Origin of the sequence: Chryseobacterium sp. S90 (assembly GCF_047444895.1) — a bacterium.
Lineage (GTDB): Bacteria > Bacteroidota > Bacteroidia > Flavobacteriales > Weeksellaceae > Chryseobacterium.
Map to the genome: position 1 here is coordinate 210860 of NZ_JBLGCX010000007.1, position 14828 is coordinate 225687.

At 36.7% G+C, this 14828-nt stretch carries 13 protein-coding genes; 5 read left to right on the forward strand and 8 right to left on the reverse strand.

Annotated features, from left to right (window positions below; translation table 11 throughout):
- Positions 1-8: 8 nt before the first annotated feature.
- The 7 genes from miaB to ACLMCG_RS18705 all read right to left on the reverse strand — a co-directional run bounded on the left by miaB (position 9) and on the right by ACLMCG_RS18705 (position 9254).
- Entirely contained in the window at positions 9-1445 is a 1437-nt protein-coding gene (miaB, locus tag ACLMCG_RS18675; protein WP_213277420.1) for a tRNA (N6-isopentenyl adenosine(37)-C2)-methylthiotransferase MiaB, read from the reverse strand.
- Between the two features lie 83 nt (positions 1446-1528).
- Positions 1529-2254, reverse strand: a complete 726-nt coding sequence (locus tag ACLMCG_RS18680) for an energy transducer TonB (protein ID WP_413960754.1) — start codon at positions 2252-2254, stop codon at positions 1529-1531.
- A 17-nt stretch (positions 2255-2271) separates the two neighbouring features.
- Positions 2272-2754 carry a hypothetical protein gene (locus ACLMCG_RS18685; RefSeq protein ID WP_413960755.1) on the reverse strand — a complete coding sequence of 161 codons (483 nt, stop codon included), beginning with the start codon at positions 2752-2754 and terminating at the stop codon, positions 2272-2274.
- 131 nt (positions 2755-2885) lie between these two features.
- A complete protein-coding gene (locus ACLMCG_RS18690; RefSeq protein WP_413960756.1) occupies positions 2886-4619 on the reverse strand; it encodes a thiamine pyrophosphate-dependent enzyme in 1734 nt (577 codons plus the stop codon).
- 273 nt (positions 4620-4892) lie between these two features.
- Positions 4893-6095, reverse strand: a complete 1203-nt coding sequence (gene lysA / locus ACLMCG_RS18695; RefSeq protein ID WP_174774481.1) for a diaminopimelate decarboxylase — start codon at positions 6093-6095, stop codon at positions 4893-4895.
- 261 nt (positions 6096-6356) lie between these two features.
- Positions 6357-7580: a PolC-type DNA polymerase III gene (locus tag ACLMCG_RS18700; protein ID WP_413960757.1), complete on the reverse strand. Its 1224-nt coding sequence runs from the start codon at positions 7578-7580 to the stop codon at positions 6357-6359.
- Between the two features lie 147 nt (positions 7581-7727).
- Entirely contained in the window at positions 7728-9254 is a 1527-nt protein-coding gene (locus tag ACLMCG_RS18705) for a helicase HerA-like domain-containing protein (protein ID WP_413960758.1), read from the reverse strand.
- 341 nt (positions 9255-9595) lie between these two features.
- On the opposite strand from ACLMCG_RS18705, the gene ACLMCG_RS18710 reads away from it, so the two are divergent.
- Genes ACLMCG_RS18710 through ACLMCG_RS18720 form a run of 3 tightly spaced genes read left to right on the forward strand, consistent with a single transcriptional unit; the run spans position 9596 to position 11700 of the window.
- Positions 9596-11005 carry an MBL fold metallo-hydrolase gene (locus tag ACLMCG_RS18710; protein WP_413960759.1) on the forward strand — a complete coding sequence of 470 codons (1410 nt, stop codon included), beginning with the start codon at positions 9596-9598 and terminating at the stop codon, positions 11003-11005.
- A gap of 4 nt (positions 11006-11009) precedes the next feature.
- Positions 11010-11387, forward strand: coding sequence for a rhodanese-like domain-containing protein (locus ACLMCG_RS18715; RefSeq protein ID WP_413960760.1), 378 nt, complete (start codon positions 11010-11012; stop codon positions 11385-11387).
- A 13-nt stretch (positions 11388-11400) separates the two neighbouring features.
- A complete protein-coding gene (locus tag ACLMCG_RS18720; protein ID WP_213277426.1) occupies positions 11401-11700 on the forward strand; it encodes a thioredoxin family protein in 300 nt (99 codons plus the stop codon).
- 55 nt (positions 11701-11755) lie between these two features.
- Here the strand turns inward: ACLMCG_RS18720 and ACLMCG_RS18725 are convergent, their stop codons facing one another.
- Positions 11756-12508, reverse strand: coding sequence for a nitrilase family protein (locus ACLMCG_RS18725; protein WP_413960761.1), 753 nt, complete (start codon positions 12506-12508; stop codon positions 11756-11758).
- A 222-nt stretch (positions 12509-12730) separates the two neighbouring features.
- Here ACLMCG_RS18725 and ACLMCG_RS18730 point away from each other — a divergent pair, with 222 nt between their 5' ends.
- The gene (locus ACLMCG_RS18730; protein ID WP_047424548.1) at positions 12731-13171 is read left to right on the forward strand and encodes a DUF6646 family protein; all 441 of its coding nucleotides are present in this window, start codon (positions 12731-12733) and stop codon (positions 13169-13171) included.
- A 106-nt stretch (positions 13172-13277) separates the two neighbouring features.
- On the forward strand, positions 13278-14768 hold the full coding sequence (rseP, locus tag ACLMCG_RS18735; RefSeq protein ID WP_413960762.1) for an RIP metalloprotease RseP: 1491 nt from the start codon (positions 13278-13280) through the stop codon (positions 14766-14768).
- Positions 14769-14828: the final 60 nt, after the last annotated feature.

Consider the following 14828-nt stretch of genomic DNA (forward strand, 5'->3'; position numbering starts at 1 on the left):
ACTTACTGTTATTCCGCTGTTCTCCCTAAAAGTGTGCCTTGTGTATTGTCATAGACAAAAACGTTCACAATGTCACCTATTTTCTGTCCTTCAAGCTGATCAAAGACACATACGGCATTTTGAGAGTTTCTTCCTTTCCATTGGTTTTTATTCTTCTTGGAAATTCCTTCAATCAGAATCTGGTGCATTCTTCCTACATAAGATTTCATTCTTTGTTTTGAAAGCTCACCCTGAAGGGCAATAACCTCAGCAAGACGTCTCTGCTTCACATCGGCAGGAATATTGTCTTCCATTTTCTTGTGAGCCGGAGTTCCCGGTCTTTCTGAGTAAGCAAACATATAACCGTAGTCGTATTCCACTTCTCTCATCAGGCTTAAGGTATCCTGGTGGTCTTCTTCTGATTCATTACAGAATCCAACAATCATATCCTGAGAAAAGGCAACTTCCGGAACAATTTCTTTTGCTTTTTTAATCAGATCAAGATATTCTTCACGGGTATGCTGTCTGTTCATCGCTTCCAGCATATTATTGCTTCCGCTTTGTACAGGAAGGTGCACATATTTACAGATGTTATCGTGTTTTGCCATCATTTTGAATACATCCAGGCTCATATCCTGTGGATTTGAAGTGGAGAATCTTATTCTTAATTCCGGAACGGCTTTAGCCACCAAGTCAAGAAGCTGGGCAAAATTAACGGCTGTTGCTTTCTGCATTTCAGAAGCTTTGGCAAAATCTTTTTTAGGACCTCCTCCATACCAAAGATAAGAGTCTACATTTTGTCCTAAAAGGGTAATTTCTTTATATCCGTTGTTGGCAAGATCTTTACATTCATCTATAATAGAGTGCGGATCACGGCTTCTTTCTCTTCCTCTGGTAAAAGGAACTACGCAGAATGTACACATGTTATCACACCCTCTGGTAATGGTAACAAAAGCGGTAACACCGTTTCCGCCTAAACGAACGGGATTGATATCTGCATAGGTTTCTTCTTTGGAAAGGATCACATTAATTGCATCTCTTCCATCATCAGTTTCTTTTAAAAGATTAGGTAGATCTCTATACGCATCCGGACCTACAACCAGATCAACCAGTTGTTCTTCTTCTAAGAATTTGGTTTTTAATCTTTCCGCCATACAACCTAAAACACCCACCGTCATATTCGGTTTTTCTTTTTTCAGGTTTTTGAACTGGGAAAGACGCATTCTCACGGTCTGTTCTGCTTTTTCCCGGATGGAACATGTATTTAGAAGAATCAGGTCTGCTTCTTCCACTTTCATTGTTGTATTGTATCCCTGTTCATTAAGGATGGATGCAACAATTTCAGAGTCAGAGAAATTCATCTGACAGCCATAGCTTTCTAAAAACAGTTTTTTAGAATTTTCCGGTCTTTCAGCAATGGCAAAAGCTTCGCCCTGTTTCGTCTCGTCTATATATTTTTCCTGCACGATAATCAATTTAAGGTCCGCAATTTTAAATTACGAACAAATAAGTTTGCAAAGATACAAAATATTGTGACAGATTGTCAGGATTATCTTTCAGTAAATGTTATTGAAAACTGTACCGGAAATGAAATCCTCTCAACGATTGGAATATCTTTATAGAAAGCTGGTATCCAGATCTTTTTCATCCTTGCAAGAGTTCGCATAAAATCAATATTGAAATTTTTATTATCAACTTCAGGATAAATTCTGGGATTAATAATATGCCCGTCTTTACTGATATAAAACTCCAGATTTACTTTCCCGTTAAGCTGATAATCTGAAAAAATCGTCATAAAATTATCATGAAATAAGGTATGAAAAGCTTTCGACCCTTCAGGGTATTTGGTGTGCGCTACAAATTTATTGGCATCATAACCCGGCTGGTAATTGCTCATTACATCTTTTGGATATAAAATAAACTCAGTAATAGCTCCTATTTTCCAGCCTTTTGCTTCAGCCGGCTTCCATTTTTTAAGATTCTTAAGAACTTCTCTGGAAAGGTCATATGCACATTTGTTCCTGGCAATATTAGCCGTATCCTGATCTTTAATAAATTTAACTTCAGATTTTTCGGTGATGATAATTCTAGGTTGATAAATTTCTTTGCCATCACATTCCTTCAATTTACTATTGATAAGAAATTCATGAACATCTTTGTAAAAATTAACCATTCCTCCTTCATAAAAGGTTTGTTTCTCCGGATATTCATCAAGTATCTGCGCTTTATACAGAGAGACAAAAGCCAGAAAAAACATAATAAAAGTCTTTTTCATTATTGTGTTTAAATTATTTAATCAATATCAGCTGACATTGAAGAGAAGTTCATTTTAACTTTAATCTGTGAAGCTACAGGTTGCCCGCCACAAGACGCCGGTGTCCAGTTTTTCTTTATTCTTCTTACGACATACTGCATGTCATCAAAAAAAACTTCGCTGTTCTGTACCTTAGGCATTCCTTTCACATCCACAACTTTCCCTTTGGCATCAAGCACCAAAGTAAATGTAAAGTCTCCTGTAAGCGCATAGAAATCCGAATTCAGATAAGCATACATATACTTGTTCAGGATGTCTTTGTAAGCTGAAACCCCACCTTCATAGGCTGCCGGTTTAAAATCATTACATTTCACGGCAACCTGCATAAAAGGTTCTTTAATATCTATTTTTAAAAGGGTTTTATTATTATCTCTTATGAAGGAATCATCCCGTTCTTCCTGATCCTGTGCAAATAAAAAAGTACCTGCACACAAAGCCAAAAATAAAAGTACCGTTCTCATAATTTTGTTTCCTAATAATAAGCAAAGGTAAATATTTAGCTCATTTATAAAAAAGAAAAACTTCACGCAAAGCATGAAGTTTTATCTATAGGTTCTGAATCTCAGGCAACTTTCCAATTATTTATTTCTTCTTAGAGCAGGCCTTTGATGTGTTTATAATTGGTCTTTACCGTTTCAAAAACCTCATCCATTTTACCGCCAAGCATCAGCTGCGCCATTGATTTGGTCATTCCCATGATTTGATCAAACTCAATTTTAGGAGGAAGAGCAAGTGCATTAGGATTAGTAAAGATGTTCAGAAGATAAGGTCCGTTGTGATCTAAGCATTCTTTAATTGCGCTTTCCACTTCTTCAGGAAGATGTACATTCTTACCTGGATATCCCATGGCATGGGCTACCATAGCAAAGTCGGGATTGATCATATCTGTTTCATTATCGGGCATTCCACCGACTTCCATTTCAAGCTTCACCATTCCCAACGTTCTGTTGTTGAAAACAATCAGTTTTATCGGTAGTTTATACTGAAAAATAGTCGCCATATCTCCCAATAACATAGATAATCCTCCGTCTCCGCACATGGCAATAACTTCTTTTTCGGGATGGGCTAAAGCAGCCCCGATTGCCATCGGCATAGCATTGGCCATTGATCCATGATTAAAAGAGCCAAGCATTTTTCTTTCCCCAGTTCCTGTGATAAACCGGGCTCCCCATACGCAACACATTCCGGTATCAACAGTAAAAATGGCATCTTTTTGGGCAAGCTTATCTAAAGTATGGGCTACATATTCCGGCTGGATGGCATTCTCTTTTCCAGAATCTTTTACATATTCCAACTGATTTTCTTTTACTTTATCATAAAACGCCAACTGCTCATTCAGGAAGTGAACATCTGTCTTTTCTTCTAATAAAGGGAGTAATGCTTTTATTGTTTCTTTGATATCTCCTGCAAGACCTAATTCCAGTTTTGCTCTTCTTCCCAATCTTTCCGGACTTTCATCTATCTGTACAATTTTATTTTTTACCGGCATAAATTTCTGATACGGGAAATCCGTTCCTAAAAGAAGAACCAGATCTGCTTCGTGCATTGCATGATACGCTGAAGGAAATCCCAGCAGCCCGGTGAGTCCCACTTCATTAGGATTATTAGGCTGAATGGCCATTTTCCCCCGGAAAGAATATCCTACAGGTGCTTTTAAAAGTTTAGATAATTCTATAACTTCTTTACTTGCTTCACCTGCTCCGACGCCACAGTATAATGTTACTTTTTTGCTTCCATTCACTAATATAGCCAATTTCTTCAATTCATCATCTGAAGGTCTTACAACAGGATTGGTTTTAAAGATCTGGGTGGAAGTAGAACCTTCTTCCGCATCCAGTTCGGAAACATCTCCCGGAAGGCCTATCACAGCAACTCCTTTCTTGGAAATTGCATGCTGAATAGCTGTTTGAACGGTTCTCTGCACCTGTTCAGGGCGGGTAATCATTTGGTTATAGTAACTGCAGTCATCAAACAGTTTTATCGTATTGGTTTCCTGGAAGTAATCCATTCCCATTTCATCACTGGGAATTGTGGAAGCAATCACCAGCATAGGAACATGAGACCTGTGCGCTTCATATACTCCGTTAATAAGGTGAACGTGTCCCGGACCGCAACTTCCCGCACATACTGCTAAGCCATCCAGTTCCGCCTCTGCAGCAGCTGCATAAGCCCCTACTTCTTCGTGTCTTACATGAATCCATTGGATACTGCTTTTTTTGACGGCAATATTCAGATGGTTGAGACTGTCGCCGGTTACTGCATAAATTCTTTTCACATTGGCATTTTCGAGCATTTCAACAATCTGCTCTGCAATATTTTTTGCCATAATTGTTATGTTTTGGTATTATTTTTTGGTGAAGAACAGGGCCAGAGATGGATATCAACAACCCTATGTCTATCAAATTTAGCTAATAAAATTGGAACTTTCACCCGGCTTCAATGTTAAAAATTTGTAATTTAACTCTGAGTTTTTTACTATTTAAGCTCATAAGTTTTAGAAATACATAAGGCTTTGTCCATCAATAATAACCAAGCATATTAATCTCAAAACAAAAACAGCCACCCAAAAAGGCAGCTGTTCATATATTATCATCTGAGTTTACATCACGACTTCGATCTGATTTCTCAGTAGGTCTTCAAACTCATCTCTTTTACGGATCAGGTGGGCTTTCCCATCCAGGAATAACACTTCTGCAGGTTTTAATCTTGAGTTGAAGTTTGAACTCATTTCAAAACCATAAGCTCCTGCATTATGGAAGGCAAGAATATCTCCTTCTCTCACTTCGTTCAGTTTTCTGTCCCAGGCAAAAGTATCTGTTTCACAGATGTTCCCTACTACGGTATAAATTCTTTCTGCCCCTTTTGGATTGGATAAGTTTTCAATCATATGGTAAGAGTCGTAGAACATCGGACGGATAAGGTGGTTGAATCCTGAATTCACTCCCACAAAAACAGTAGCCGTTGTCTGCTTTATTACATTGGCTTTAACTAATAAATATCCGCTTTTCCCAACTAAGAATTTCCCTGGCTCAAACCATAGTTCGAATTTCTTTCCTGTAGATTTTGAAAATTCAGAAATTACTTTTTCTACTTTTTTCCCTAATGTTCTTACATCAGTTTCTTCCTCACTATCCTGATAAGGGATTTTGAAACCACTTCCCATATCCAGATATTTCAGATTCGGGAAATGTTCAGAAAGCTCTAACATGATTTCCAAAGCCTGCAAAAATACATCCGGATCTTTGATCTCACTTCCTGTATGCATATGAAGTCCTTCCACATTCAGGTTTGTACTTTTCATCACTCTTTCAATGTGACGAACCTGGTGAATGGAAATCCCGAATTTACTATCGATATGCCCTGTTGAAATTTTATAGTTACCTCCGGCAAAAATATGCGGGTTAATTCTTACTAAAATGGGATAAGTATTTCCATATTTGTTCCCGAATTGCTCAAGAATAGAAATGTTATCAATGTTTATATGAACACCAAAAGTCATTGCTTCCTCTATTTCAGCCAAGTCAACACAATTTGGAGTAAACAATATTTTTTCTTTTGAAAATCCTGCTTTTAATCCAAGTTTAACTTCATTAATAGATACACAATCCAAAGAAGCACCCAGGTTCTTGACATACTTAAGGATATTGATATTCGTCAATGCCTTCGCAGCATAGAAAAACTTTGTATGTTTTAAAAAAGAAGATGTAAGTTTCTCGTATTGAACTTTGATGGACTCCGCATCATAAACATACACCGGTGTGCCAAACTCATTGGCAATCTTTAGTAATTCTTTTGAATTCATAATTTCATTTTAACATAAAAAAAGGCAGATCCTTCGAAAAAGAGTCTGCCACATTGATTATTTTTTATGCAAGACAACTCTTTTAAATATTCCAAACCTTAGAGAACTTTACAGCTCCCTTTTTTCCAGTTTTTATTTGTTTAAAATTTTGCATTGCTACTATTTATTTTTTGCAAAAATACTATTTATTTTTTATTTTACGAAAATTGATTTGAAATGCAGCTTCTTTCCGATAAAATGGGTAAAGCTTAAATTTCTCTGTTATTTTGGCAACGGCAGCGTCTCAAAGTCACCTCGAAGCAGTGCCAGCTGCAATTCGTTATTCAAATCTGCAGAAGATAACGGAAGATCAATTTTTAATTTAGCCAGCTTACTGAGAGTCTGAATCTGCGTGAACAGCTCATAAAAACCAAATGAAATTACTTTCCCGTTTTCGATGATTAAAAATAATTTTTCACCCAATTTTCTTCCCGGCCCCAGCCACAGTTCATTTCTTTTTCTGAATTCAATTTTCTGCTTCAACGCTGTATAATCATTAAACTCCTCCTGCAAACCAATAAACTGAACCGCTTTCGTTCCCTGGGTAAATGACCTGAATTTTAAGCCTGGTTTTTCTGTCTTATTGAGTGTGTTTTTTTCAACAACATATTTATTATTCCTGAAATAAAGACCGAAAGGCAATACTTCTTTCTTTTTAATATTCTTGGAGTTCAAAATCAGCTTTGCAATAATATCTGTTCCTGTAAGTTCAAAATTAATCTGCTCAACCCCTTTTTGAATATTCTCCCATTTCTTCGATTTGGAATTAAAAACCTTTTTCGAAAACTTGTTGATATCCTGAACGTAATCCGAGAAAATAATACGTCCTGCTTCATCCTGAAAATAGACAAAACCTTTATCATTAGGAAGATCCTGAGTAAGCTCTTTGATCTTATTGATATAGGTTTTTGCATTAGATTCATCGTGCTGCTTCTGAATGATTTCGTTTTCAGTATCTTTTGAAATCAGGAGTTTAAAAAGTTCCAGTGTAGCTCTTGCATCTCCTTCAGCCCTGTGATGATTAGTCAAAGGAATTCCCAGAGATTTCACCAGTTTCCCAAGCGAGTAACTTACCTCATCAGGAATCAGTTTTTTTGCTAAAGGAATAGTATCTAAAGTATTGATTTTGAAATCATACCCAAGCCTTTTGAAAGACTGGCGAAGCATTCTGTAATCAAAATCGATATTATGGCCTACCAAGGTCGTATTTTGAGTAATTTCAATGACTCTTTTGGCAATTTCGTGAAATTTCGGAGCAGTTTTGACCATTTTTGGGGTAATACTGGTCAATTTCTGTACAAAAGGAGTGATATCTCCTTCTGGGTTTACAAGGGATATAAACTGGTCCGTAATTTTCTGACCATCATATCTGTAGATGGCAATATCTATAATGCATTCATTTCTATAACCTGCACCATTACTTTCTATATCTATAATTGAATACATTGAATGTGTGTTAACTGCTGTTTTGTCATTGATATTAAAACTGTGTTTTATTCCCCGATAAAATCCAGTTCTATTTTTACTGTTATGTAAGATAACCTGCTAAAATAACAAAAAATATATCAAAATATAGCAGGTTATCTTTCAAAATTATCTTCTTCTGCCTCCCAGACCAAACATCCCGAGAATCGCTTTTGCTCCTTCTCTCATCAATGTATTGGTAAAAGTACGGCCGGCTTTACTCTGTAATACCTGTTCAAACATTCCCGGTTCTTCTTTCACAGGTCTTGTTTTTTGTGCAGGAGTTGGATTTTGTGCTGCCTGCTCCATTCTGTTAGTTAGCATTTCGTAAGCAGATTCTCTGTCAACAGCCTCTTCGTATTTTGCAACAAGTGCTGATTTACCGGTTAGATCAGAGATTTCAGCTTCATTCAGAACATCCATCCTTGATTCCGGAGAAATGAGATAGGTATGTACTAATGGGGTAGGTATTCCTTTTTCATCCAAAGCGGTAACAAATGCTTCTCCAATTCCTAAATTCTGGATCAGGCTGGAAGCATTGTAGTATTCTGTGGTAGGATAGTTTTCAACGGCTTTGGAAATTTCTTTTTTATCTTTTGCTGTAAAACCTCTCAATGCATGCTGGATTTTTAATCCTAATTGAGAAAGCACATTTTCAGGAACATCTCCCGGAATCTGGGTAATGAAATAGATCCCAACCCCTTTGGAACGAATCAGTTTTACCATCGTTTCAATCTGCGAAAGAAGTGCTTTGGAAGCTTCGTCAAAAATCAGGTGTGCTTCATCAATAAATAATACTAGTTTTGGTTTTCCACTATCTCCTTCTTCCGGAAACGTCATATAAATTTCAGCAAAAAGAGAAAGCATAAACGTTGAGAAAAGCTGTGGTTTATTCTGAATATCTGATACTCTTAAAATATTGACTACTCCTTTTCCGTCTCTTGTTTCCAGTAAATCCTGAACATCAAAGCTTAATTCACCAAAGAATCCTGCTGCTCCCTGCTGTTCTAAAGCAACAATAGATCTTAAAATTGTTCCTAAGGATGCTGGCGCAATAGATCCGTAATTTGCTGCAAGCTCAGCTTTTCCTTGTGCATTATCCGTCACATACTGCAGGACTTTCTTCAAATCATTAAGGTCAATCAATGGAAGGCCTTTATCATCACAGTATTTGAAAACGATAGACATTATGCTTTGTTGAGTATCATTAAGCTCAAGAATTTTACTTAGCAAAACGGGACCAAATTCTGTAACAGTAGCCCTCAATTTTACACCCTCACCACCGGAAATACTCATCAGTTCTACGGGAAAACTCTGTGGATTGTAAGGAAGCTGTGTTTTGGCATATCTTTCTTCAATGACAGGATTCATCTGGCCTGCTTCTGCAATCCCGGAGAAATCTCCTTTAATATCAAGAACCAAAGATGGAATTCCAGCATGGGAAAGCTGTTCTGCAAACACCTGCAGTGTCTTTGTTTTACCGGTACCTGTGGCTCCGGCAATAAGACCATGACGGTTAATTGTTTTCAGGGGAATGGTTACGTTTACTTCTGTTACCACTTCTCCGTCCAGCATTCCTTTTCCTAATATAATATGTTCTCCTTTTGGAGTGTATCTTGCATTTAGTTCTTCAATAAATTGTGTTTTGTCTGCCATCTGATCGCTTTTTTAACTTATAAATATAAAATTTTTGGAGAATATTTAAAGATATTTTCCAATGAACTTATCTTTATTTCTTCGAAAAATAAATTTGTATCTGCATAAACAAATTTCAAACCATATGTATTAATTTGTGAACAATAGATGATTTCTAAGGAGAACATGATAAAAAACAGCATTTGCAAATTCATAAGTTGTAAGGCATTCTTTTTGCTGAAAAACACAATGGATCAAACATCCGTTTAACAAAGTATTGAAAGAAACTATCAATGGGATTTAACATTTCATTTAGAATTTATCTAATACTTTGTATCTTTAACTCATTAAAAAAAGACCCAATGAAAATTGAACAAATATATACGGGCTGTCTGGCTCAGGGGGCCTATTATATTGTATCAGAGAATGAAGCTGTCATTATAGATCCACTAAGAGAAGTAAAACCTTATCTGGATCGTCTGGAAAAAGACAATGTCACTTTAAAATATATTTTTGAAACTCACTTCCACGCTGATTTTGTATCCGGACATTTGGATCTAAGCAAAAAAACAGGTGCTCCGATTGTATACGGACCTACTGCTGCTCCTGAATTTGAAGCAATTATTGCTGAAGACAATCAGATTTTTGAAATCGGAAAAGTAAAAATAAAGGTAATGCATACGCCGGGACACACAATGGAAAGCAGTACTTATCTTTTAATCGATGAAAATGGTGTTGAAAAGGCAATTTTCACGGGTGACACCCTGTTTTTGGGTGATGTAGGAAGGCCGGACCTTGCTCAGAAGGCAACTAATCTTACTCAGGAAGACCTTGCAGGAATTCTGTACGACAGTCTTCAGAACAAAATCATGCCATTGGATGACAGCATTACAGTTTATCCGGCTCATGGCGCGGGTTCTGCGTGCGGAAAGAATATGCAGAAAGAAACGGTGGATATTTTAGGAAACCAAAAGAAAACCAATTATGCGCTTAATCAGCCAGACAAAGCATCTTTTATCAGAGAGGTTCTTGACGGTTTAACAGCACCACCGAAATATTTCGGAATGAATGTCGCATTAAACAAAGGCGGATATGAAAGTCTGGACGTTGTAATGAACAAAGGATTACAGCCTGTAGCACCGGAAGATTTTGAAGCATTAGCTGAAGAAACCGGAGCATTAATTTTAGATACAAGAGGAGCGGCAGATTTCCATAAAGGATTTGTTCCGAACTCTATCAACATAGGATTGAAAGGTGATTTTGCCCCATGGGTAGGAAACCTTATCGTAGATGTAAAGCATCCTTTATTATTGGTAACAGATGAAGGAACCGAAGAAGAGGTAATTACAAGACTAAGCAGAGTTGGTTTTGATAATGTAGTAGGCTATCTGAAAGGAAGTTTTGAAGCCTGGAAAAATGCAGGTAAGGAAACTGATGAGATCAAAAGAATTACTCCATCTGAATTTGCTGAACAGTTTACAGAAGATGCAAAAGTAATTGATGTAAGAAAACTGACTGAATATTCTGCAGAACATATTGATAATGCGTACAATAAGCCATTAGATGCAATCAGTGATTGGGCTCGCACAATTGATGATTCAGAACACTTTTTCCTTCACTGTGCAGGAGGATATAGAAGCATGATTGCAGCAAGCATCCTTAACTCACACGGAATCAGAAACTTTACTGAAATAGAAGGAGGTTTTAACGGTATAAAAAAGACTGAAAAATTGCCGACTTCAGATTTTGTATGCCAATCCAAAACATCATAAGATCATGAATATTAAGTTTCGGGGACTTTTTCTAATAGTAATTATTACGCTAAGTTCCTGTAAAACAAATCATACAGCTGTCATACCCAAAGCTAACATCAAAGAAGTAGTTAACAGCTCTGATGTAACCTTGGTAGATGTCAGAATTCCGGAACAGTATGCTGCAGGAACGGCAAAAAATGCTATCAACATTCCATTAGCAGATATTCAAAACAACATAGAAACCCTGAAGGGCAATAAAGTTGTTGTGTTCTGCAATAAAGGAGTTCAGGCAGATCAGGCAATGGAAATTCTTAAGAAAAATGGAGTGGAAGCCTATGATGGCACAAGCTGGAAGAATGTAAAAGCGATTCAGGACGAAACAACCAAAAAGGCAAACTAATAAAACCAAAACTATGTCACAAAAATTTCAGGAAATCATTGATTCCGAAAGACCGGTACTGATCGATTTTTTCGCAACATGGTGCCAACCCTGTAAAGTACAGTCTTCGGTATTAAATACTGTAAAAGAAAATATCGGCGAAGGAGCTAGAATTATAAAGGTAGATGTAGACCAATATCCTGCACTGGCAGCTCAATATGGAGTTCGTGGAGTTCCTACTCTGGCTATTTTCAAAAAAGGAGAAATGCTATGGAAAGAAAGTGGAGTGCATGATGTGAATACATTAACTCATCTTCTCCAACAATATGTTTAGATAAAGACCAAAATAAAGGCTGAAGTTCAAATGAATTTCAGCCTTTATTTTTTATTTACAATTGAATGGAGAAACTATCCCGGTCATTTAAAAACTGGAAATGTTTTCTAAAATCTTTCAATTCATCCATATTCAATTCTGCAGAGACCAAATTCCCTTGTTTTTCAGAAATTTCTTTTCCGTCACCAAAGAAGCAGTGAGAACTTTCCTGATAAAATAAATCATTTCCATCTGTCCCGATTCTGTTTAAACCAAATACAAAAGATAAGTTTTCAATTGCTCTGGCTTTTAATAAGTGTTCCCACGCTCCTACTCTTTTCTCAGGCCAGTTAGCAACATATAAAATGGTATCATAATCATCATTATTCCTTGCAAAGACAGGAAAACGAAGATCATAACATACCTGAAGCAGGAAACGTATTCCTTTATATTCAACAATTACTCTTTCTTTTCCGGGTGTATATACTTTATCTTCTCCGGAAAAAGAGAACAAGTGTCTTTTATCATAAAAAGATGTTTCACCATCCGGCTTTATAAAAAACATTCTGTTATAAAAGTTTCCGTTTTGTTCTACCGGAGCACTTCCGCAGAATGCTGCATTTTTCTCTTTCGAGATCTTTTTCAAAAACTCCAGTGACTCATTATTTCTGTCCGAAACTTCAGAAGCATCCATACAGAAGCCTGTGGAAAACATTTCAGGAAGAAGAAACAGATCTGCTTCCACATTTTGAAGTTCTTTTTCTATGAGTTTAAAATTCTCAGCTTTATTTTTCCAGATGATATCTAAATTAAGCCCTACAACTTTCATCTTTTATTCTTTTTAAATTATTACAAATCTGATGTATAAAAATACAGCTTTTATGATTACAAAAGGAGAATTAAACCGTTGAAAAAATAGTTTTATCCACAAAAACGGAGTCATATTTCTTAATAATTTATTAAAGTCTCGTCTTTTTACAATACTGTCATTCTTTCGGTTTCATTTTTGATAGAGATATTTTTTATTACTATCCTTAAAAATTTAAAATTTATGAAGAAATTGTTTTTTATGGTGACGATCTTATTTTTTGGGGCTATGGCTAATGCTCAGGCCTGGACAGGAAAGGGAGATCAGAAAATACAACTGGGGCTGAGTGCCTGGGGATATGGAACCGGAGTAACGGGAACTTATGACTATGGGCTCAACAAACTTATTTCAGTAGGAGCCGGGATTAATGGCTATTTTGACAATTACAAAAACAACGATAAGGATAATCGTGTTTTTGTTTTCGGAAGACTTAATTTCCACTTACAGGAAGCACTGAACCTGCCTTCAAAATGGGACATCTACCCTGGTGTAGACCTTGGAGTTCTTGGAAGAGACTTCGGAGTTGGCGCTCACATTGGAGCCCGTTATTTCTTCACAGAGAAAATAGGAGTATTTGCAGAAGTAGGTAATAATGGCAGTCTGGGTGTTTCTTTCAATTTATAATCAAATCGTCTTTAAATATGACAAAGCTTCTCGTTTCGGGGAGCTTTTTTATTTGGCATAGTTTTGATAATTGTTACCTTTGCAAATTAAAATCTAAAATTTATTAATGGAAATAGCAATCAAACTTTTTCAGTTCATTCTGAGCATCTCTATACTTGTGCTTCTTCATGAGCTTGGGCATTTTTTACCCGCAATATGGTTTAAGACCAGAGCAGAAAAGTTTTTCCTGTTCTTTGATCCTTACTTCTCCATATTCTCCATGAAGAAAATCAACGGAAAATGGCAGTATAAGTTTTTATCAAGGAACCTGCCGGATTCTGAAGTAATAGAGGTAAACGGAAAGAAAGAAGAAGTTCCTATCGATATATCAAAACTTCCGGATAACGACTGGAGAAAACACCCTGAACAAACCAAATACGGTATCGGATGGCTTCCTTTTGGAGGATATGTAAAAATTGCCGGAATGGTGGATGAAAGTATGGACACTGCCCAGATGAAAAAACCGGCAGAACCATGGGAATTCAGATCTAAACCGGCCTGGCAGAGACTTATTATTATGTTGGGAGGAGTTACGGTTAACTTTTTCCTTGCATGGCTGATCTACAGCTGCCTTTCTTTCTTCAATGGAGAAACCTATACAGATATCACGAAATTCGACAATGGTATTGAAGCTACTTCTGCCGGAAAGAAAATGGGATTCCAGAATGGTGACAAAATCATCAGTGTAGATGGAAAACCTGCAGAAAGACTTGAAAACACTTCAATCAATATTCTTTTAGGAGATCATGTTACTGTAAACAGAAACGGGCAGGAAGTTACTTTCCCGGTAAATGCCGACGGTGTTGCAGATGTTCTTAAACAAAGAGAAGCAAAATTGTATATCACTCCAAGAGTTTCTATGGTGATTGATTCACTGGCAACTCCTTCTTCTCAGGCATCAGGTCTTGCAAAAGGAGATAAAATTGTAGGAATCAACGGTAAAAAAGCAGCATTCTTTGATGAAGTAAGCACTCTTTTAAGCGAAAATAAAGGTAAAACGATTGCTGTAGATGTTGAAAGAAACGGAACTCTACAAACTTTACCAGCTGTTTCTGTTGATAAAAACGGAAAACTGGGTGTAGCAATTGATACAAAAAGCATCGCAAAAACGATCGTAACGAATAAAAAATACTCTTTTGGAGAAGCTATTCCAAGAGGATTCACAAGAACTATTGAAGCATTAACAACTCAGGTTAAGCAGTTCAAAATCATGTTCAACTCTAAAGTTCAGGGGTATAAAAATGTAGGAGGTCCTATTGCGATTGTAAAAAATATGCCTGTAGATAAAGATGCTGATGGAAGTTTTAAAATCAACTGGGTTGCTTTCTGGAGCTTTACAGCAATGTTCTCCGTATGGTTGGCATTCCTGAACCTTATTCCTATTCCTGGACTTGATGGCGGACACGTTTTATTTACTTTATATGAAATTATTGTAGGAAAACCAGTTCCTCAGAAAGTTTTGGAAAACGCACAGATGATCGGGGTTATCTTCCTGTTAGGATTGATGTTACTGATCTTTGGAAGCGACATCTTCAAGGTATTTACAGGGAAATTATAATTTTTTTAAAATTTTTCTTAAAAATATTTGTAGGGTATAAATATTCGTCCTATATTTGCA

What these genes read in the sequence shown, in the direction of transcription:
- ACLMCG_RS18685 (WP_413960755.1), bottom strand. Translation starts at nt 2,754, where the DNA reads ATGAGAACGGTACTTTTATTTTTGGCTTTGTGTGCAGGTACTTTTTTA.
- ACLMCG_RS18730 (WP_047424548.1), top strand. Translation starts at nt 12,731, where the DNA reads ATGAAGAAATTGTTTTTTATGGTGACGATCTTATTTTTTGGGGCTATG.
- ACLMCG_RS18715 (WP_413960760.1), top strand. Translation starts at nt 11,010, where the DNA reads ATGAATATTAAGTTTCGGGGACTTTTTCTAATAGTAATTATTACGCTA.
- ACLMCG_RS18725 (WP_413960761.1), bottom strand. Translation starts at nt 12,508, where the DNA reads ATGAAAGTTGTAGGGCTTAATTTAGATATCATCTGGAAAAATAAAGCT.
- ACLMCG_RS18700 (WP_413960757.1), bottom strand. Translation starts at nt 7,580, where the DNA reads ATGTATTCAATTATAGATATAGAAAGTAATGGTGCAGGTTATAGAAAT.
- ACLMCG_RS18705 (WP_413960758.1), bottom strand. Translation starts at nt 9,254, where the DNA reads ATGGCAGACAAAACACAATTTATTGAAGAACTAAATGCAAGATACACT.
- ACLMCG_RS18720 (WP_213277426.1), top strand. Translation starts at nt 11,401, where the DNA reads ATGTCACAAAAATTTCAGGAAATCATTGATTCCGAAAGACCGGTACTG.
- ACLMCG_RS18690 (WP_413960756.1), bottom strand. Translation starts at nt 4,619, where the DNA reads ATGGCAAAAAATATTGCAGAGCAGATTGTTGAAATGCTCGAAAATGCC.
- lysA (WP_174774481.1), bottom strand. Translation starts at nt 6,095, where the DNA reads ATGAATTCAAAAGAATTACTAAAGATTGCCAATGAGTTTGGCACACCG.
- rseP (WP_413960762.1), top strand. Translation starts at nt 13,278, where the DNA reads ATGGAAATAGCAATCAAACTTTTTCAGTTCATTCTGAGCATCTCTATA.
- ACLMCG_RS18710 (WP_413960759.1), top strand. Translation starts at nt 9,596, where the DNA reads ATGAAAATTGAACAAATATATACGGGCTGTCTGGCTCAGGGGGCCTAT.
- ACLMCG_RS18680 (WP_413960754.1), bottom strand. Translation starts at nt 2,254, where the DNA reads ATGAAAAAGACTTTTATTATGTTTTTTCTGGCTTTTGTCTCTCTGTAT.